The organism is Burkholderia sp. Ap-955 (assembly GCF_011753045.1).
Taxonomy (GTDB): domain Bacteria; phylum Pseudomonadota; class Gammaproteobacteria; order Burkholderiales; family Burkholderiaceae; genus Burkholderia; species Burkholderia lata_D.
In genome coordinates, this window is the sequence record NZ_VWWH01000094.1 from 1 (window position 1) to 20145 (window position 20145).

Genomic DNA, 20145 nt, shown 5'->3' on the forward strand with positions numbered 1-20145 from the left:
CCACCGTCGGCGGCTGCGTCGCGGCCGGCCTCGCGGGCCCACGGCGCGCCACCTGCGGCGCGCCGCGCGATTTCGTGCTCGGCGTCACGCTGATGAACGGCCGCGGCGAAATGCTGCGCTTCGGCGGCCAGGTCGTGAAGAACGTCGCCGGCTACGACGTGTCGCGGCTGATGGCCGGCGCGCTCGGCACGCTCGGGCTGATGCTCGACCTGTCGATCAAGGTGCTGCCGATGCCCGTCGCCGAAGTCACGCTGAAGTTCGAGATGACCGCGACCGACGCGGTGCGCAAGCTCAATGAATGGGGCGGCCATCCGCTGCCCGTCAGCGCGAGCGGCTGGCGCAACGGCACGCTCGTGCTGCGCCTGTCGGGCGCCGAAGCGGCCGTGAAGTCCGCGAAGACGCTGCTCGGCGGCGAAGTCGTCGACGCGGTCGAGGCCGAGCGCTTCTGGGCCGGCCTGCGCGAGCATACCGACCCGTTCTTCAACGGCATCCCGCCCGGCTATGCGCTGTGGCGCCTCGCGCTGCCGTCGATCACCGAACCGATGCACCTGCCCGGCACCCAGCTGATGGAATGGGGTGGCGCGCAGCGCTGGTGGATCACCGACGCCGACGCGCAGACCGTGCGGATGAGCGCGAAACAGGCCGGCGGCCACGCGACGCTGTTCCGCGCGGGCGACGCGTACGACCGCAGCGCGGGCGTGTTCACGCCGCTCCCTGCCCCGATGATGAAAATCCACCGCGGGCTGAAGGCCGCGTTCGATCCCGCGCGCATCTTCAACCGCGGCCGGCTCTACCCGGACCTCTGAGCGATGCAAACGAACCTCGCCGATTTCATCCGCAATACGCCCGACGGCGACGAAGCCGACGCGATATTGCGCAAGTGCGTGCATTGCGGGTTCTGTACCGCGACCTGCCCGACCTACCAGTTGCTCGGCGACGAACTCGACGGCCCGCGCGGCCGGATCTACCTGATCAAGCAGATGGTCGAAGGCGCGCCCGTCACGCGCAGCACGCAGCAGCACCTCGACCGCTGCCTCACCTGCCGCAGTTGCGAGACGACCTGCCCGTCCGGCGTCCAGTACGGCCGGCTCGTCGAGATCGGCCGCAAGCACGTCGAGGCGCAGGTGCAGCGCCCGGTGCAGCAGCGTCTCGTGCGCCGCCTGCTCGCGAGCCTCGTGCCGAACGCCGCGCTGTTCTCGCCGGTGATGCGGCTCGGCCAGCACGTGCGGCCGCTGCTGCCGAAGCGGCTGCGCGACAAGGTGCCGCCGCGCACGCGGCTGCTCGAATGGCCGCACCTCACGCATACGCGCAAGATGCTGATGCTCGGCGGCTGCGTGCAGCCGTCGATGTTGCCGAACATCAACATCGCAACCGCGCGCGTGCTGGACGCGCTTGGCATCGAGACGGTCGTCGCGCCCGACGCGGGCTGCTGCGGCGCGATCCGCCTGCACCTGAACTATCACGACGAAGCGCTCGACGACGCGCGCCGCAACATCGACGCGTGGTGGCCCCACGTCGAACAGGGTGTCGAGGCGATCGTGATGAATGCGTCGGGCTGCGGCGCGACGGTGCTCGAATACGCGCACCTGCTGCGCGACGACCCGGCCTACGCGGAAAAAGCGCAGCGCATCGTGTCCCTCACGCGCGACATCTCCGACGTGCTGCTCGCGTTCGAGGCCGAGCTCGCGACGCTCGCGCGGCGCCGCGCGATCCATACGGTCGCGTACCACCCGCCGTGCACGCTGCAGCACGGCCAGCAGTCACGCGGCAAGGTCGAACGCCTGCTCGAGACGCTCGGCATCGACGTGCGGCTGCCCGCCGACAGCCATCTGTGCTGCGGGTCGGCCGGCACCTATTCGCTGACGCAGCCGTCGCTGTCGTACCGGTTGCGCAAGCAGAAGTTGCTGAAGCTGCAGGCGCTCGAACCGCAGATGATCGTCTCCGGCAACATCGGCTGCATCGCGCACCTGCAGAGCGGCACGCAGATTCCGGTCACCCACTGGATCCAGCTCGTCGAGCATCTGCTGTACGGCTAGCGCGTGCTCATACGAATGACGGGTGGACGCTGGGCCTCGCGCCCGGCGTCCGTATAATGGGCGAATCGATGCGTCGCGTGCCGCGGCGCATCCGCACCATGCCCGCTTCCGTGCCTGCTTTCGTGCCCGTCATGTCCGATCTCGCCGCCCGTCTCGCATCCGTTCATCGCCGTATCGCCGACGCCGCCCGCGCGGCCGGCCGCGATCCCGCCACCGTGTCGCTGCTCGCCGTGTCCAAGACGTTTCCCGCCGACGACGTGCGCGCCGCGCATGCGGCCGGGCAGCGTGCCTTCGGCGAAAACTACGTGCAGGAGTCGGTCGACAAGATCGACGCGCTCGCCGACCTGCGTGCGAACCTCGAGTGGCATTTCATCGGGCCGCTGCAATCGAACAAGACGCGCCCCGTTGCCGAACGCTTCGACTGGGTTCATTCGGTCGACCGGCTGAAGATCGCGCAGCGCCTGTCGGAACAGCGCCCCGCGCACCTGCCGCCGCTCAACGTGTGCGTGCAGGTGAACATCAGCGGCGAGGCGTCGAAGAGCGGCGTCACGCCGGCCGACGTGGCCGAGGTTGCGCGCGCGGTCGCCGCGCTGCCGTCGCTGCGGCTGCGCGGGCTGATGGCGATTCCGGAACCGGCCGGCGACACCGACGCGCAACGCGTGCCGCATCGTGCGCTGCGCGCGCTGTTTGACACGTTGCGCGCCGACGGCCTGCCGCTCGACACGTTGTCGATGGGCATGTCCGCCGATCTCGACGCGGCCGTGCTCGAAGGCGCGACGATCGTGCGCGTCGGCACCGCGATCTTCGGCGCGCGCGACTACTCGCACTGAACGCCACGCCCTTTCCGCCCTACCGTTCACTCACTCGCTCAATCGGACATCATGAAAATCGCATTCATCGGCGGCGGCAACATGGCCGCGGCCCTGATCGGCGGCCTGATCAAGCGCGGCGTCGCCGCTGACGGCCTGTATGCCATCGACGTCAACGAAGAAGTACGCGCGCGCGCCGCGCAGCAGTTCGGCGTGCGCACCGGCGCGGCCATCGACGCAACGCTCGCCGACTACGACGCGGTCGTGCTCGCGGTGAAGCCGCAGGTGCTGAAGGACGTCGCCCAGGCGCTCGCGCCGCACCTGACGTCGCAGCTCGTGATCAGCATCGCGGCCGGCATCCGCGGCAGCGATCTCGCGCGCTGGCTCGGCGACTACGCGCGCGTCGTGCGCACGATGCCGAACACGCCCGCGCTCGTCGGCATGGGCGTGACGGGCCTCGCCGCACTGCCGGGCGTCGACGCGGCGGGCCGCGAACTCGCATCGAACGTGCTCGGTGCGGTCGGCGAGATCGTGTGGTTCGACGACGAATCGAAGCTCGACGCCGTCACGGCCATTTCGGGTAGCGGCCCCGCGTACGTGTTCTATTTCATCGAAGCGCTGCAGGAAGCCGCGCGCCAGCTCGGCATGAACGACGAACAGGGCCGCGCCCTCGCGGTCGCGACGTTCACGGGTGCCGCGCAACTCGCCGCACAATCGGGCGAGCCGGCGAGCGTGCTGCGCGAGCGCGTGACGTCGAAGGGCGGCACGACGGCCGCCGCGCTCGCGTCGTTCGACGCGCAAGGCGTGAAGGATGCGATCGTGCGCGGTGCGCTCGCGGCCGAAGCGCGTGCGAAGGAAATGGGCGACGAACTCGGCCGCGCGTAAGCGCGCTGGCGGTACCGGCCCGATGCGCGATGCGTCGCACGGGCCGCCCCCTTTGCCTTGCTCGACCCACAAAAAAAGCGGCCCAGGCCGCTTTTTTGGTGCTGCGTTCCGCGCGACATGACGCCGGCGGGCACATCGGGAAACTCAGTTCCCTGCCAGCAGGTAATGCACGGCGATCCCGGCGAACAGCACGCCGCCGAGCCAGTTGTTGTGCCGGAACGCCGCGAAGCACGGCATCCGCTCGCGGTCCTTGATCAGCGTGTAGTGATACAGCGCGCAGCCGACCGCCGCCGCCCAGCCGCCCCAGTATGCGAGGCCGAAGCCGAGCGTCACGCCGATCCACACGTAGATGCCGAGCGTCACCGCGTAGCACAGCATCACGGCCGCGACGTCGAAGCGGCCGAACGTCAGCGCGGACGTGCGGATGCCGATCTTGATGTCGTCGTCGCGATCGACCATCGCGTATTCGGTGTCGTACGCGACCGACCAGAAAATGTTCGCGACCAGCATCACCCACGCGATCGTCGGCACCGTGTCCTGCACGGCCGCGAACGCCATCGGGATGCCGAAGCCGAACGCGATGCCCAGATAGGCCTGCGGAATCGCGAAGAAGCGCTTCATGAATGGATACGAGCCCGCGACGAACAGCGCGACAACGGACAGCTGCTTCGTCAGCGTGTTGAGGGGCAGGATCAGCAGGAACGAGATGAATGCGAGCCCGACCGCGATCGCGATGGCTTCCCACGCGCGGATCTTGCCCGACGTCAGCGGCCGGTCGGCCGTGCGCTTCACATGGCGGTCGAAGTCGCGGTCGGCGTAATCGTTCATCGCGCAGCCGGCCGAGCGCATCAGCAGCGTGCCGAGCGAGAAGATCACAAGCAGCGGCCAGCGCGGATGGCCGTCGGACGCGATCCACAGCGCGTTGAGCGTCGGCCACAGCAGCAGCAGGCTGCCGATCGGCTTGTCCATCCGGACGAGCCGCAGATACAGGGGAAAGCGGGCAAGCATGGCGAAGCACCGGGAAGATAACCCCGGCATTTTAGAGCCGAGCGGTGCTTCGCGTCATGTCGGCGCGGCCCGCGAGCGCTCGCGGCCGGACGCCGGCGCGCTGCCCGTGCCCGCCGCACCTGGCCGAGCCGCGACGCGCATCAATCAAGGGACAGAGCCGGTGCACGCGCGGATTCGCGCAGGGCCCCGGCCTTGGTTCGGCCCGACGGCGGTGGATCGATCAGGGCCGGCGTCACGATGCGCAGGCTTCGGCCGGCCTGCCGCGCGTTGCACGCCTACGCGAGCAACGACCGCAGCATCCACGCGGTTTTTTCATGAACTTGCAGGCGCTGCGTCAGCAGGTCGGCGGTCGGCTCGTCGCTCGCCGCATCGGCAAGCGGGAAGATCGCACGCGCGGTACGCACGACGGCCTCATGCCCTTCGACGAGCTGGCGGATCATGTCCTCCGCCTGCGGCACGCCGTTTGCTTCCGGCACCGACGACAGTTTCGCGAAATCGCCGAAGGTGCCCGGCGCGACGACGCCGAGCGTACGAATGCGCTCTGCGACCGAATCGACCGCGAGCCACAGTTCGTTGTACTGCTCCTCGAACATCAGGTGCAACGTGTTGAACATCGGGCCCGTGACGTTCCAGTGGAAATTGTGGGTCTTCAGGTACAGCGTGAACGTATCGGCGAGCAGGCGCGACAGGCCTTCCGCGATCTTCTTGCGGTCCTTGTCGCTGATGCCGATGTTGATCTGGGCAGCGGGGGTCTTCCTGGCCATGTTCCGGACTCCTTATTCAATGAACCAGAGCAATGAAAGCGAATCGGGCTACCTGCCTATTGATACCACACTCGCCGCATGCGCGTGGCGCGTGAAACGCCGCGCTCAGGCGGCCGCGATCGCGTGCAGCGCCTGCGACACCAGTTCGGCCGCCCCGCCGATGACGATGGCGGATCCGACGACGTATCGCGCGACCTCGGCCGGCGACGCCAGTACAGCGCGTGTTTTCAACATCATTTGCGTCATGATCGTCACTCCTTCAACAAAACTCAGGGTCAGGAAGAAACGGCCGGTCGGACGACCGGCCGTTTCCCGTTACTGCCTCACCGCGCTACTGCACGGCGACGCTTACGCGAGGTCGAAGCGGTCCAGGTTCATCACCTTGTTCCAGGCCGCGACGAAGTCGTGCGCGAACTTCTCCTTCGCATCCGCGCTGCCGTACACCTCGGCCAGCGCACGCAGTTGCGCATGCGAGCCGAAGATCAGGTCGACGCGCGAGCCCGTCCACTTGACCTGGCCCGTCGCCCGATCGCGCCCTTCGAACACGTCGTTCGCGGCCGACACCGGCTTCCATTCCGTGCCCATGTCCAGCAGGTTCACGAAGAAGTCGTTCGTCAGCGCTTCCGGACGGTCGGTGAACACGCCCAGCTTCGCATCGCCGGCGTTCGCACCGAGCACACGCAGGCCACCGACGAGCACCGTCATTTCGGGCGCGGTCAGCGTCAGCAGTTGCGCCTTGTCGACCAGCAGCGCCTCGGCCGGCGTCTGGTACGCGTGCTTCAGGAAGTTGCGGAAACCGTCCGCGACCGGCTCGAGCACGGCCATCGCTTCGATATCGGTCTCTTCCTGCGACGCATCCGCACGGCCCGGTGCGAACGGCACCGTCACCGCGACACCCGCGTTCTTCGCAGCCTGCTCGACACCGGCCGCACCGGCCAGCACGATCAGGTCGGCGAGCGACACCTTCTTGCCGCCCGTCTGCGCGTCGTTGAACGCCTTCTGCACGCCTTCGAGCGTCTCGAGCACCGTCGCGAGTTCCGCCGGACGATTCACTTCCCAGTCCTTCTGCGGCGCCAGGCGGATACGCGCACCGTTCGCGCCGCCGCGCTTGTCCGACCCGCGGAACGTCGCAGCCGACGCCCATGCGGTCGACACGAGCTGCGACACCGACAGGCCCGAGGCCAGCACCTTCGCCTTCAGCGCGGCGACGTCGGCGTCGTCGATCAGCGGGTGATCGACGGCCGGGATCGGGTCCTGCCACAGCAGGTGTTCCGCCGGCACGTCCGGGCCGAGATAGCGGGAACGCGGGCCCATGTCGCGGTGCGTGAGCTTGAACCACGCGCGGGCGAACGCGTCGGCGAACTCGGCCGGGTTCTCGTAGAAGCGGCGCGAAATCTTCTCGTAGGCCGGATCGAAACGCAGCGACAGGTCGGTCGTCAGCATCGTCGGGCGATGCTTCTTCGACGCGTCGAATGCATCCGGAATCACTTCGCCGGCGTCCTTCGCGACCCACTGGTGCGCGCCGGCCGGGCTCTTCGTGAGCTCCCACTCGTAGCTGAACAGGTGCTTGAAGAAGTCGTTGCTCCACTGCGTCGGCGTCGAGGTCCACGTGACTTCGAGGCCGCTCGTGATGGCGTCCTTGCCCTTGCCCGTGCCGAACGTGCTCTTCCAGCCGAGACCCTGCTGCTCGAGGCCCGCGGCTTCCGGCTCGGGGCCGACGTTCGAGGCCGGACCGGCGCCGTGCGTCTTGCCGAACGTATGGCCGCCCGCGATCAGCGCGACCGTCTCTTCGTCGTTCATCGCCATGCGCGCGAACGTCTCGCGGATGTCGTGCGCGGCGGCGACCGGGTCGGGGTTGCCGTCCGGACCTTCCGGGTTCACGTAGATCAGGCCCATCTGCACCGCGGCGAGCGGGCTTTCGAGTTCGCGCTTGCCCGTGTAGCGGCTGTTCGGGCCGCCGCTCAGTTCCAGCCAGATCTTTTCCGAACCCCAGTACACGTCGTCCGGTTCCCACGTATCGACGCGGCCGCCGGCGTAGCCGAAAGTCTTGAAGCCCATCGATTCGAGCGCGACGTTGCCGGTCAGGATCAGCAGGTCGGCCCACGAGATGTTGCGGCCGTACTTCTGCTTGATCGGCCACAGCAGGCGGCGGGCCTTGTCGAGGCTGACGTTGTCCGGCCAGCTGTTGAGCGGCGCGAAGCGCTGCTGCCCGCCGCCCGCGCCGCCGCGGCCGTCGGCCGTGCGGTACGTGCCGGCGCTGTGCCAGGCCATGCGGATGAACAGGCCGCCATAGTGGCCGAAGTCGGCCGGCCACCAGTCCTGCGACGCCGTCATCAGTGCGTGCAGGTCCTTCTTCACCGCCGCGAGGTCCAGCTTCTTGAACGCTTCGGCGTAGTCGAAATCCTTGTCCATCGGGTCGGACAGCGCCGAATGCCGATGCAGGATGTTCAGGTCAAGCTGATTCGGCCACCAGTCCTTGTTCGTCGTGCCGCCACCAGCGGTGTGGTTGAACGGGCACTTCGTTTCGTTCGACATGCGATTTCTCCTTGGCTTGCTCGTATGACTCCATCCGTCTGCTCCGGCGGCATGCCGGGCGCGGTGGGTGGAGTGTCATTGCGGGGATGGGAAACGGAACAGGTTGGTCCTCCTGTCGTACTACGGGATGTCGTGCGTGGCCTGTGGTGCGCGCGCCCGCCGTGATGTGCCGCAGGGACGCACGGGGAACCGGCTGCCGGCAGGCGCGGTGCCGGCGCTGCGGGCGATATTGAAGTTTTCGGACATGCGATGCTCCCTCATGGCTTGACGGCGAGTGAATCGGGGGAACACTGAACCGGCGCGCGGCGATCTTCAGCCACCATACACACGGTCCGCCAGGTACGCGAACGCAATCGGACGCAGGCTGCGAACCGCCGCCCTGGCGCGATGTACGACCGCGTCGCGCGACGGGATGTTCCGCTGCGCGTGCTGCAATACCGACCGCATCATGACATCCTCCTTTGACGCTTGCATCCAACGTGCTGATCAGTCGTCGACATCACGCCGATCCATGTAGAGGATTCTATCGATATCTATCGATTAATTGAATTTGATAAATTTCATCTATTCGATAGAGAAAAATAAACGGGGTCGCAAGACCCCGTTCATCGTGCTGCCACACGCGCATGCTGCAGCGTGCTCAGTTCATCGTCGCCGGCATGTCGAGCTTCGCGACGCCCGGCAGCTCGCACGCGGAAATCGCATCGCTGATCGCATCGATCGCGGGCATCCGCGTGAAGCTCTTGCGCCACACGAGCACCACGCGGCGGTCGGGCACCGGCTCGTTGAACGGCACGTACGACAGCAGTTCGGCATCGGGGCCATTCGCGCGCGGGCCGATCTCGGCGACCGACATCCGCGGCAGCACGGTAATGCCGACGCCGCTTGCGACCATGTGGCGGATCGTCTCGAGCGACGAGCCCTCGAAGGTCTTCTGGATGCCGTCGGCCGTTTGCGAGAAGCGCATCAGCTCAGGGCACACGCCGAGCACGTGATCGCGGAAGCAGTGGCCGTTGCCGAGCAGCAGCATGGTTTCCTGCTTGAGATCCTCGGCGTCGATTTCCTCGCGCTTTTCCCACGGATGGCCGGCGGGCAGCGCGACGACGAACGGCTCGTCGTACAGCGGGCGCACCATCAGGCCGGTTTCCGGAAACGGCAGCGCCATGATCGCGGCGTCGATCTCGCCCTGCTTCAGCAGTTCGAGCAGCTTCAGCGTGTAGTTTTCCTGCAGCATCAGCGGCATCTGCGGGACACGCTGGATCATCTGCTTGACGAGCGTCGGCAGCAGATAGGGCCCGATCGTGTAGATCACACCGAGGCGGAACGGGCCGACCAGCGGATCCTTGCCCTGCTTCGCGATCTCCTTGATCGCGAAGGTCTGCTCGAGCACGCGCTGCGCCTGCGTGACGATCTGGTCACCGATCGGCGTCACGCTCACTTCACTCGCGCCGCGTTCGAAAATCTGCACGTTGAGCTCGTCTTCGAGCTTCTTGATCGCCACCGACAGCGTCGGCTGGCTCACGAAGCATGCTTCGGCCGCGCGGCCGAAATGCCGTTCGCGCGCGACCGCGACGATGTATTTCAATTCAGTCAGCGTCATTGTGGGTCAATCAGAGATATACAAGCGATAGGTTTAATTTATACACCCTGTGACACCGGTTCGCCAAGTTTCTCTGCATCGGAATGCTTCGAACGGCGGTTTTAAATCCGGCCCCGACCCGCGGATCAGGCCTTCAGATACTGCTCCCGCGCGCCGAGCCAGCGCGCGAGATGCTGCGTGACGACCTCGGGATACGCGGCAATCAGCCGCGTCGCGGCTTCGCGGGCCGGATCGATCAGCCAGCCGTCGGTCTCAAGGTTCGCGAAGCGCAGCATCGCCGCGCCCGACTGGCGTGCGCCGAGGAATTCGCCGGGGCCGCGGATCTCGAGGTCGCGCCGGGCGATCTCGAAGCCGTCGGTCGTCTCGCGCATCGTCTTCAGCCGCTCGCGGCCTGTGAGCGACAGCGGCCCCGTGTACAGCAGCACGCACACCGACGCGGCGGTCCCGCGCCCGACCCGGCCGCGCAACTGGTGCAGTTGCGCAAGGCCGAAGCGCTCGGCGTGCTCGATCACCATCAGCGACGCGTTCGGCACGTCGACGCCGACCTCGATCACGGTCGTCGCGACGAGCAGCTGCACTTCGTTGCGCGTGAACGCTTCCATCACGGCCGCCTTGTCGGCCGGCGACAGCCGGCCGTGCACGAGCCCGACCTTCAGCTCCGGAAGCGCGGCGGCCAGCGTCTCGTAAGTCTCGACGGCGGTCTGCAGCTGCAGCGTCTCGCTCTCCTCGATCAGCGGGCACACCCAGTACACCTGGCGCCCGGTCAGCGCGGCCTCGCGCACGCGGGCGATCACCTCGTCGCGCCGCGCATCGCCGACGAGGCGCGTCAGCACGGGCGTGCGGCCCGGCGGCAGCTCGTCGATCGTCGAGACTTCGAGATCGGCGTAATACGTCATCGCGAGCGTGCGCGGAATCGGCGTGGCCGACATCATCAGCTGGTGCGGCTGGAAGTCGCGCGCGCCGTTGGCCGCATTCGCGGCCTTCGCACGCAGCGCGAGCCGCTGCTCGACGCCGAAGCGGTGCTGCTCATCGACGATCACGAGGCCGAGCCGCGCGAATTCGACCGTATCCTGGATGATCGCGTGCGTGCCGATCACGAGCTGCGCGGTGCCGAGCGCCGCCGCCTCGATCGCCGCGCGCTTCTCCTTCGCCTTCAGGCTGCCCGCGAGCCACGCGACGGTGACGCCCAGCGGCTCGAGCCACGCGCGCAGCTTGCGCGCGTGCTGTTCCGCGAGGATTTCGGTGGGCGCCATCAGCGCGGCCTGGTAGCCGGCGTCGATCGCCTGCGTGGCGGCCAGCGCCGCGACGACCGTCTTGCCGCTGCCGACGTCGCCCTGCAGCAGGCGCTGCATCGGGTGCGCAAGGGTCAGATCGTTCGCGATTTCATCGACGACGCGCGCCTGCGCGCCCGTCAGCGTGAACGGCAGCGCCGCGTAGAGCCGGGTCGTCAATGCATCGGCATCGCTCGCGGCGCGGCGCGGCATCGCGGGCGCCGCACGCGTGCGGCGCTCCTCGTGTGCGCGCTTGAGCGACAGCTGCTGCGCGAGCAGCTCCTCGAACTTGATACGCGTCCACGCCGGATGCGAGCCGTCCATCAGCGCGGCTTCATCGGAATCGACGCGCGGGTGATGCAGGATCCGCACCGCCTGCTCGAGGGTCGGCACGTCGAGCGGCTTCAGATAGTCGCGCTGGATCTCGGGCGGCAGCAGCTCGGGCAGCGGCGTGCGCTCGACCGCATTCTCGATCGCCTTGCGCAGATAGGCCTGCGACACGCCGGCCGTGCTCGGGTAGACGGGCGTGAGCACCTGAGGCAGCGGCGCATCGGCTTCGACGACGCGCACGGCCGGATGCACCATCTCCATCCCGAAGAAACCGCCGCGCACGTCGCCGCGCACGCGCAGGCGCTGGCCGACGGCCATCTGCTTGACCTGCGAGCCGTAGAAATTCAGGAAACGCAGCACGAGATGCTCCCCGTCGTCGTCCTGGATCTTCACGACCAGCTGGCGGCGCGGACGGAATGTGACCTCGTTGTCGAACACGACGCCTTCGGTCTGCGCGATGCCGCCCGGCAGCAGCTCGCCGATCGGCGTGAGCGTGGTTTCGTCCTCGTAGCGCATCGGCAGATGCAGCACGAGATCGATCGAGCGCGTGAGGCCGAGCTTCGCGAGCTTGTCGACGGTCTTCACGGGTTTGTCGGCGGCGGGCTTCTTCTTGCGCTTCGCGCCTGCCGCGCCTGCCGCGCCTGCCGCGCCTGCCGCGTCGCTTTCAGCAGCGCCATCGGCATCGGGCGCGGCGGCGGCCGGCTGCGCGAGCCTGCCGTCGGCGCCGCGCTTCGGGCCAGCGCGGCGCGGCGCGGTGCGCTCCGCGGAATCACGCTCCCCCGCGCTTTGCGCGGGCGGCGCGGCATCCTCCGCGTCGAACGGATCGGCGGAATCGGCAACGGCAGCGGGGGAACGGCGTGGTGACACAGGCATCGGATCGTCTGGGTGCTTCGCAAGGCAAGTACAATAGCGGCTTTCACGTCGTCCGACCGAACGACGCCGGCCAGGCCGCGCATCCCGTCATCATAGCGGCTCGCGCGCCCCATTTACGCGTTTCCGCCCCGCCGGCGACGCCCGCCGGCCGCTTCGAACCAGCCCGCATGTTCACGCTTTCCGATTTCGATTTCAATCTGCCGCCCGAGCTGATTGCACAAACCGCGCTGCCCGATCGCACCGCGAGCCGCCTGCTTGAGGTCGACGGCACCGTCGCGCCCGCACGCCTGGTCGACCGCCATTTCACCGAGCTGCCGTCGTGCATCGCGGCCGGCGACTTGCTCGTCTTCAACGATACCAAGGTGCTGAAGGCGCGTTTCTTCGGCCAGAAGGCCAGCGGCGGCAAGATCGAGGTGCTGATCGAGCGCGTGACCGGCACGCACACGGCGCTCGCGCAGATCCGCGCGAGCAAGTCGCCGGGCGCCGGCACGACGCTGCGCCTCGCCGATGCGTTCGACGTGACGGTCGGCGAGCGCGTCGACCCGTTCTTCACGCTGAACTTCCCCGAGCCGTGCCTCGACCTGATCGAGCAGTACGGCCGCCTGCCGCTGCCGCCCTATATCGAGCACGATCCGGACGCGACCGACGAGACGCGCTACCAGACCGTCTACGCGAGCAACCCGGGCGCGGTCGCCGCACCGACGGCCGGGCTGCACTTCGACCAGCCGATGCTCGACCGGCTCGACGCGATGGGCGTCGAGCGCGCGACGCTGACGCTGCACGTCGGCGCCGGCACGTTCCAGCCGGTGCGCGTCGACAACATCGCCGAGCACAAGATGCACAGCGAGTGGTACGACCTGCCGCAGTCGCTCGTCGACAAGATCGCCGCGACCCGTGCGCGCGGCGGCAACGTGATCGCGGTCGGCACGACGTCGATGCGCGCGCTCGAAGCCGCGGCGCGCGCGGCCGACGAAGCGGGCCGCCCGCTCGCGGCCACGCAGGCCGAGACCGATATCTTCATCACGCCCGGCTATCGTTTCCGCGTGGTCGACCGGCTGGTCACGAACTTCCACCTGCCGAAATCGACGCTGCTGATGCTGGTGTCCGCGTTCGCGGGCGTCGAGACGATCCGCGCCGCGTACCGGCACGCGATCGACGAGCGCTACCGCTTCTTCAGCTACGGCGACGCGATGCTGCTCACGCGGCGCGACACGCCGGAGGCGCCGGGCGCGTAAGCGCGGCAAGGAGGCCGGCCGCCGTACCGAACGGCCAGGTTCCGCTTTCACGTTGTGCGTGCGATGCTCGCACGCACCCGCTTTTCCCCGCCGCCGGTCTTCCGGCGGCGTTTCCAACATGCGCCGGACTGTTCTCCGGTGGCAAGGAGAATGACGCGATGACCGAAGGTTCATCCCACGATACGCACGCTGATACGCACGCCCCCGTGCAGGACCGCCCGGCGAACGGGCTCGAATTCGAACTGCTGACGACCGACGGCCATGCGCGCCGCGGCCGCGTGAAGCTCAACCACGGCGTGGTCGAAACGCCGATCTTCATGCCGGTCGGCACGTACGGCACCGTGAAGGCGATCCAGCCGCGCGAGCTGCACGAGATCAAGGCCCAGATCATCCTCGGCAACACGTTCCACCTGTGGCTGCGCCCGGGCCTCGACACGATCGACGCGCACAGCGGCCTGCACGCCTTCATGGGCTGGAACAAGCCGATCCTGACCGACTCGGGCGGCTTCCAGGTGTTCTCGCTCGGCGACCTGCGCAAGATCACCGAGGACGGCGTGACGTTCGCGTCGCCGATCAACGGCGACAAGCTGTTCCTGTCGCCGGAAGTGTCGATGCAGATCCAGAAGGTGCTGAACTCCGACGTCGTGATGCAGTTCGACGAGTGCACGCCGTATGCGACCAACGGCGTGCCGACCACGCACAAGGAAGCGGCCGACTCGATGCGCATGTCGCTGCGCTGGGCGAAGCGCTCGCTCGACGAATTCAACCGGCTCGGCAACCCGAATGCGCTGTTCGGGATCGTCCAGGGCGGGATGTTCGAGGACCTGCGCGACGAATCGCTCGCGGGCCTCGCGGAACTCGGCTTCCACGGCCTCGCGATCGGCGGGCTGTCGGTCGGCGAGCCGAAGGAAGACATGATGCGCGTGCTGCGCCACGTCGGCCCGAAACTGCCGGCCAACAAGCCGCACTACCTGATGGGCGTCGGCACGCCGGAGGACCTGGTCGAGGGCGTCGCCAACGGCGTCGACATGTTCGACTGCGTGATGCCGACCCGCAACGCGCGCAACGGCTGGCTGTTCACCCGCTTCGGCGACGTGAAGATCCGCAACGCGACGCACAAGAACTCGCTGAAGCCGCTCGACGCGAGCTGCACGTGCTACACGTGCCAGAACTTCTCGCGCGGCTACCTGCATCACCTGCACCGCGTCGGCGAGATCCTCGGCGCACAGCTCAACACGATCCACAACCTGCACTACTACCTGCAGCTGATGGGCGAGATCCGCGAAGCGATCGAGACCCACACGTTCGACGCGTTCCGCCAGCGCTTCGCGGAGGACCGTGCGAGAGGCGTCGACTGACGGGCCGGCAGACGTGCGGGCGGCTCGATGGGCGGCCCGTCACATGGGACGTGTACTAAATAACGCACCCCAACTGTCGAACCCGACCGCCAAATATTACAATTGCCTTTCCAAACAAGTCGCAACGGTACCGGTTCGCGCTTTAACAGCTTGATCCGAAAGCGCATTTGCCGATCCGTTTGCGCATGGGGCCGGTGGTAGAATAACCGGCTTATTTTTCGATCTTCCCCTACGGAGAGACCAACGTGCCGTTCATTTCCAACGCGTTCGCCCAAGGTGCCGGTGGCGCCGAATCGAGCCTGATGAGCTTCCTGCCGCTCATCCTGATGTTTGCCGTGCTCTACTTCATCATGATCCGTCCGCAGATGAAGCGTCAGAAGGAGCACCGCAACATGCTCGCGGCCATGGCCAAGGGCGACGAAGTCGTCACGAGCGGCGGCCTCGTGGGCAAGGTGACGAAGGTCACCGAAGGCTACATCGGCGTCGAAATCGCCGAAGGCACCGAAATCACCGTGCAGAAGGCCGCGGTCACGACCATTCTGCCGAAGGGCACGATCAAGTCGCTGTAAGCCCTTCACCGAGCGTCCGGCTCCCCGCGCCGTGCCCGCCTGAGAGAGCGGGCCGCCGCGGCGCCGGACGCGACGCTTTCACGCCAACCACCCGTTCGGCTCCCTCATGAATCGTTACCCACTCTGGAAATATGTCGTGATGGTCGTGGCGCTCGCCATCGGCCTTCTGTACACATTGCCCAACTTCTTCGGCGAAGCGCCGGCGGTGCAGGTGTCGAGCGGCAAGGCCACGGTCAAGCTCGACTCGACCACGCTGACCCAGGTCGAATCGGCGCTCGCGTCCGCGCAGATCACGCCGGACGACGTCACCTTCGAGAACACGGCGACCAACGCGAACATCCGCGTGCGCCTGAAGGACACCGATACGCAGCTGCGCGTCAAGGACCTGCTGCAGAAGTCGCTGAACGCCGACCCGAACGATCCGCAGTACGTCGTCGCCCTGAACCTGCAGAGCGCGTCGCCGCGCTGGCTGACCTCCCTGCACGCGCTGCCGATGTATCTCGGCCTCGACCTGCGTGGCGGCGTCCACTTCCTGCTCCAGGTCGACATGACGGGCGCGCTGACGAAGAAGCTCGATTCCGACGCGTCCGACGCGCGCACGCTGCTGCGCGACAAGAACATCCGCGACGGCGGCGTGAGCCGCGTCGACCAGTCCGTGGTCGTCAACTTCAGCGATGCGCAGACGGCGGAAGACGCCCGCAAGCTGCTCGCGCTGTCGATCACCGAACTGCAATGGGCGACCCAGCCCGGCGGTGGCGGCACGCAGGTCGTCGGCACGTTCACGCCGGCCGTGCAGAAGTCCGTCGAGGACGCCGCGCTCAAGCAGAACCTGACGACGCTCCATAACCGCGTGAACGAACTCGGCGTGTCCGAGCCGATCCTGCAGCAGCAAGGTAGCGACCGTATCGTCGTCGAGCTGCCGGGCGTGCAGGACACCGCGAAGGCGAAGGACATCATCGGCCGCACCGCGACGCTCGAGGCGCGCCTCGCCGATCCGATCAACACGCACCCGAACCCGAACGACCCGGTGCCGCCGGGTGAAGAGCTGTTCACGCAGGGCAACCAGGCGCCGGTGCTGCTGAAGAAGGAAGTGATCTTCACGGGCGACCGCATCATCGATGCATCGGCCGGCTTCGACGAGCACCAGCGTCCGTCGGTCAACATCCGCCTCGATTCGGCGGGTGGCCGCTCGGTGCGCGCGGTGTCGCGCGAGAACATCGGCAAGCCGATGGCGATGGTGCTGTTCGAGAAGGGCAAGGGCGAAGTGCTGACGGTCGCGACGATCCAGTCGGAACTCGGCGACCGCTTCCAGATCACGGGCCAGCCGACGCCGCAGGCTGCGGCCGACCTCGCGCTGCTGCTGCGCGCCGGTTCGCTCGCGGCGCCGATGGACATCATCGAGGAACGCACGATCGGCCCGAGCCTCGGCGCCGACAACATCAAGATGGGCGTCCACTCGGTGATCTGGGGCTTCTGCGCGATCGCCGTGTTCATGATCGCGTACTACATGCTGTTCGGCGTGATCTCGGTGATCGGCCTGTCGGTGAACCTGCTGCTGCTCGTCGCCGTGCTGTCGCTGATGCAGGCGACGCTGACGCTGCCCGGTATCGCCGCAATCGCGCTCGCGCTCGGTATGGCAATCGATTCGAACGTGCTGATCAACGAGCGCGTGCGTGAAGAACTACGCGCCGGCCAGCCGCCGCAGACCGCGATCCAGGCCGGCTACGCGCATGCGTGGGCGACGATTCTCGACTCGAACGTCACGACGCTGATCGCCGGCCTCGCGCTGCTCGCGTTCGGCTCGGGCCCGGTTCGCGCGTTCGCGATCGTGCACTGCCTCGGTATCCTGACGTCGATGTTCTCCGCGGTGTTCTTCTCGCGCGGGATCGTCAACCTCTGGTACGGCGGCCGCAAGAAGCTGAAGTCGCTCGCGATCGGCCAGGTGTGGAAGCCGGAAGGCGCCGCTGCCGCCGCGTCGTTCACCGACGCCGACGAATCGACCGACACCGCACGCGCCGCGAAGCTCGCCGCCCCCGCGAAGGGCAACGCGCCGCGCGCCGGCAAGCCGCAGCTGCGCAACCGCGCGCAGCAAGGCGTGTCGCCGAAGAAACCGGGCTCGACCCAATAAGGCCCCGGAGAAGACCATGGAATTTTTCCGCATCCGTAAAGACATTCCGTTCATGCGGCACGCGCTGGTGTTCAACGTGATCTCGCTGGTCACGTTCCTCGCCGCCGTGTTCTTCCTGTTCCACCGCGGGCTGCACCTGTCCGTCGAATTCACCGGCGGGACGGTGATCGAGGTGCAGTACCAGCAGGCCGCTGAACTCGAGCCCGTGCGCGCGACGCTCGGCAAGCTCGGCTATGCCGACGCGCAGGTGCAGAACTTCGGCACGTCGCGCAACGTGCTGATCCGCCTGCAGCTGAAGGAAGGCCTCACGTCCGCGCAGCAGAGCGACCAGGTGATGGGCGCGCTGAAGGCGCAGAGCCCGGACGTCACGCTGCAGCGCGTCGAGTTCGTCGGCCCGCAGGTCGGCCGGGAGCTCGCGACCGACGGCCTGCTCGCGCTCGCGTGCGTCGTGATCGGCATCGTGATCTACCTGTCGTTCCGCTTCGAGTGGAAGTACGCGGTGGCCGGCATCATCGCCAACCTGCACGACGTCGTGATCATTCTCGGCTTCTTCGCGTTCTTCCAGTGGGAGTTCTCGCTGGCGGTGCTCGCGGCGATCCTCGCGGTGCTCGGTTACTCGGTCAACGAGTCGGTCGTCATCTTCGACCGGATCCGCGAAACGTTCCGCCGCGAACGCAAGATGAGCGTGCAGGAAGTGATCAACCATGCGATCACGACCACGATGTCGCGGACGATCATCACGCACACGTCGACCGAAATGATGGTGCTGTCGATGTTCTTCTTCGGCGGCCCGACGCTGCACTACTTCGCACTCGCGCTGACGGTCGGCATCATGTTCGGCATCTACTCGTCGGTGTTCGTCGCGGGCTCGCTCGCGATGTGGCTCGGCATCAAGCGCGAAGACCTGATCAAGGAAAAGAAGTCCGCGCACGATCCGGACGATCCGAACGCAGGCGCGCAGGTTTAAGCACCACGCTGCTTCGGCACAGACGAAAAGCCGGCCCGGTTGGGCCGGCTTTTTCATGCCCGCGCCGCTGCCGCGCATCGCGCCGCCCGCTCGCCCTGCCCCGTCACGCGCGTCGGCTACAATCGTGACCGTCCCGCCGCGCCACTTTCCGGCCGACCGTGCGTCAGCGGGACAGCACCTTCGCCCTCCGTTCAAACGTGCGGTTCCGATGATGCCTCCCACGCGTGTCGCTCTTCGCCTTGCCGTTTGCGCCGCCGTCACGGCCGCGCTCCTGCCGTGTGCGTCATCCGTCGGTGCGCAGCAGCCGGCGTCGGCCCCGCCCGCATCCGCCGCTTCGACGCCCGCAGCCGCTTCGCCCGCCCCCACCCATCCGCCTTCGCCCTGCCCGCCCGACTGGGAGCCGCAGATCTGCGAGCTCAAGGCGGCCGTCGACGTGCTCAAGAAGCAGCACCTGACCGACGTCGACATCGGCGAACTGCTCGACGCAACGACCCACGCGGGAATCAAGACGCTGCCGTACGCACGTTTCTTCGACGCGAAGGAGGAGCAGGAGCGGCGCGACGACGAACGGCGCACGCGTGACGGCACGCCCGGCATCGGCATCGTGTTCGAGACGCGGCCCGACGGGCTGCACATCGTCGACGTGATGCCCGACGCGCCCGCGGAAAAGGCCGGTGTGCGCGCCGACGATCTCGTCGTCGCAATGAACGATGCGAGCGTCGTCGGCATCGACCCTGCCGACCTGATCAAACTCGCCAAGGGCGATGCGGGCGTGCCGCTGAAGCTCACGGTCCAGCGCGGCCCGTCGCACGCGGTGCTGAGCTTCGCGCCGGTGCGGACGATCCTCAAGCCCCATCCGGCGACCGCGAAACGCCTCGACGGCGACATCCTGTACACGCGGCTGTCGAGCTTCCCCGAACCGGCCGTCGGCGACTACATCGACGCGGTGCAGGCCGCGCGCCGCACGGGCCCGCCGGTGAAAGGCGTGATCCTCGACCTGCGCATCAACGGCGGCGGCGCGCTCAATGCAGCGATCGGCATCACCGCGCTGTTCGCGGGCCGCGACCGCACCGCGATGGTGACGGTCGAGCGCGGCGACGCCAACCGCCGCCGCTATACGACCAACTGGCCCGATTACGAATTACCGGTCATGCACGGCCAGGATCCGCTCGCGCCGCTGCAGGCCGACGACTGGTGGCGCACCGTGCCGCTCGTCGTGCTGGTCGACGGACAAAGCGCGTCGGCCGCCGAAGCGACCGCGGCGGCACTGAAGGATCTCGGCCGCGCGAAGCTGCTCGGCATGCCGACCTACGGGAAGGGGCTTGCGCAGACGGGCGTCGACCTGATCGACGGCACGCGCCTGAATTTCACGTTCGCGCGCAACCTGCGGCCGAACGGCTGCCCGATGGACGGCTACGGCGTCGTGCCGGACTGGCTCGTGCCGCCGCGCCGCGACTCGGACGTCGACGGCGTGCTGCTGTGGTACCGGGAAGCCGACCTCGCCCGCGCGCCGTACGCGGACCGGCTGGCGCCCGATCCGTTCGCGAAGGTGCGCAAGGAACGGCAGAAGCTGCGCGAGCAGCGCATGCTCGCGAAGATCGATACCGCGAAGAGCGCGGCGCTGCCGCAGCGCGAGTTCGGCACGACAACCGACTGGCAGCTCGGTCAGGCGCTTGCGGCGCTCGCCGGGCATCCGGTGCGGACCGTCGAAGCCAAGTCGCAACTGATGCCCGCCCAACCCGTGTGCGAGCACGCCGGCAACTGACGCACGCCGCCC

General features: G+C 67.6%; 16 protein-coding genes. 10 read left to right on the forward strand and 6 right to left on the reverse strand.

The annotated features are described in order from the left end of the window. From glcE to proC, 4 genes are all read left to right on the forward strand, one after another. On the forward strand, positions 1 to 806 hold an 806-nt coding region (gene glcE / locus F3J15_RS31300), incomplete at its 5' end, for a glycolate oxidase subunit GlcE (RefSeq protein WP_166896070.1). A gap of 3 nt (positions 807 to 809) precedes the next feature. Next, positions 810 to 2036 (forward strand): glycolate oxidase subunit GlcF, encoded by a 1227-nt coding sequence (glcF, locus tag F3J15_RS31305; RefSeq protein WP_069247180.1) that lies wholly within the window; start codon positions 810 to 812, stop codon positions 2034 to 2036. A gap of 131 nt (positions 2037 to 2167) precedes the next feature. Beyond that, positions 2168 to 2866 carry a YggS family pyridoxal phosphate-dependent enzyme gene (locus tag F3J15_RS31310; RefSeq protein WP_166896072.1) on the forward strand — a complete coding sequence of 233 codons (699 nt, stop codon included), beginning with the start codon at positions 2168 to 2170 and terminating at the stop codon, positions 2864 to 2866. Positions 2867 to 2917: 51 nt separating this feature from the next. Then, positions 2918 to 3730 (forward strand): pyrroline-5-carboxylate reductase, encoded by an 813-nt coding sequence (gene proC / locus F3J15_RS31315; RefSeq protein WP_089424540.1) that lies wholly within the window; start codon positions 2918 to 2920, stop codon positions 3728 to 3730. Between the two features lie 144 nt (positions 3731 to 3874). Here proC and ubiA read toward each other — a convergent pair whose 3' ends face one another. The 6 genes from ubiA to recG form a co-directional block, all read right to left on the reverse strand. Next, the gene (ubiA, locus tag F3J15_RS31320) at positions 3875 to 4738 is read right to left on the reverse strand and encodes a 4-hydroxybenzoate octaprenyltransferase (protein ID WP_166896074.1); all 864 of its coding nucleotides are present in this window, start codon (positions 4736 to 4738) and stop codon (positions 3875 to 3877) included. Between the two features lie 275 nt (positions 4739 to 5013). Further along, positions 5014 to 5502, reverse strand: a complete 489-nt coding sequence (dpsA, locus tag F3J15_RS31325; protein WP_166896076.1) for a non-specific DNA-binding protein DpsA — start codon at positions 5500 to 5502, stop codon at positions 5014 to 5016. 105 nt (positions 5503 to 5607) lie between these two features. After that, complete coding sequence (locus F3J15_RS31330) at positions 5608 to 5757, reverse strand: hypothetical protein (protein WP_166896068.1); 150 nt, start codon at positions 5755 to 5757, stop codon at positions 5608 to 5610. 93 nt (positions 5758 to 5850) lie between these two features. Then, positions 5851 to 8037 carry a catalase/peroxidase HPI gene (gene katG, locus F3J15_RS31335; RefSeq protein WP_166896078.1) on the reverse strand — a complete coding sequence of 729 codons (2187 nt, stop codon included), beginning with the start codon at positions 8035 to 8037 and terminating at the stop codon, positions 5851 to 5853. Between the two features lie 640 nt (positions 8038 to 8677). After that, positions 8678 to 9637, reverse strand: coding sequence for a hydrogen peroxide-inducible genes activator (locus tag F3J15_RS31340; protein WP_060084059.1), 960 nt, complete (start codon positions 9635 to 9637; stop codon positions 8678 to 8680). 125 nt (positions 9638 to 9762) lie between these two features. Beyond that, the gene (recG, locus tag F3J15_RS31345; RefSeq protein WP_166896080.1) at positions 9763 to 12111 is read right to left on the reverse strand and encodes an ATP-dependent DNA helicase RecG; all 2349 of its coding nucleotides are present in this window, start codon (positions 12109 to 12111) and stop codon (positions 9763 to 9765) included. 167 nt (positions 12112 to 12278) lie between these two features. On the opposite strand from recG, the gene queA reads away from it, so the two are divergent. The 6 genes from queA (at position 12279) to F3J15_RS31375 (ending at position 20133) form a co-directional block, all read left to right on the forward strand. Continuing rightward, complete coding sequence (gene queA, locus F3J15_RS31350; protein WP_166896082.1) at positions 12279 to 13346, forward strand: tRNA preQ1(34) S-adenosylmethionine ribosyltransferase-isomerase QueA; 1068 nt, start codon at positions 12279 to 12281, stop codon at positions 13344 to 13346. A gap of 158 nt (positions 13347 to 13504) precedes the next feature. Continuing rightward, positions 13505 to 14704, forward strand: coding sequence for a tRNA guanosine(34) transglycosylase Tgt (gene tgt / locus F3J15_RS31355; RefSeq protein WP_166896084.1), 1200 nt, complete (start codon positions 13505 to 13507; stop codon positions 14702 to 14704). Positions 14705 to 14949: 245 nt separating this feature from the next. Beyond that, positions 14950 to 15273 carry a preprotein translocase subunit YajC gene (gene yajC / locus F3J15_RS31360; RefSeq protein WP_006476868.1) on the forward strand — a complete coding sequence of 108 codons (324 nt, stop codon included), beginning with the start codon at positions 14950 to 14952 and terminating at the stop codon, positions 15271 to 15273. A gap of 106 nt (positions 15274 to 15379) precedes the next feature. Continuing rightward, complete coding sequence (secD, locus tag F3J15_RS31365) at positions 15380 to 17401, forward strand: protein translocase subunit SecD (protein ID WP_069247172.1); 2022 nt, start codon at positions 15380 to 15382, stop codon at positions 17399 to 17401. A gap of 16 nt (positions 17402 to 17417) precedes the next feature. Further along, the gene (gene secF / locus F3J15_RS31370) at positions 17418 to 18368 is read left to right on the forward strand and encodes a protein translocase subunit SecF (RefSeq protein ID WP_069247171.1); all 951 of its coding nucleotides are present in this window, start codon (positions 17418 to 17420) and stop codon (positions 18366 to 18368) included. Between the two features lie 211 nt (positions 18369 to 18579). Continuing rightward, a complete protein-coding gene (locus F3J15_RS31375; RefSeq protein WP_205191086.1) occupies positions 18580 to 20133 on the forward strand; it encodes a S41 family peptidase in 1554 nt (517 codons plus the stop codon). The last annotated feature ends 12 nt before the right edge of the window (positions 20134 to 20145 follow it).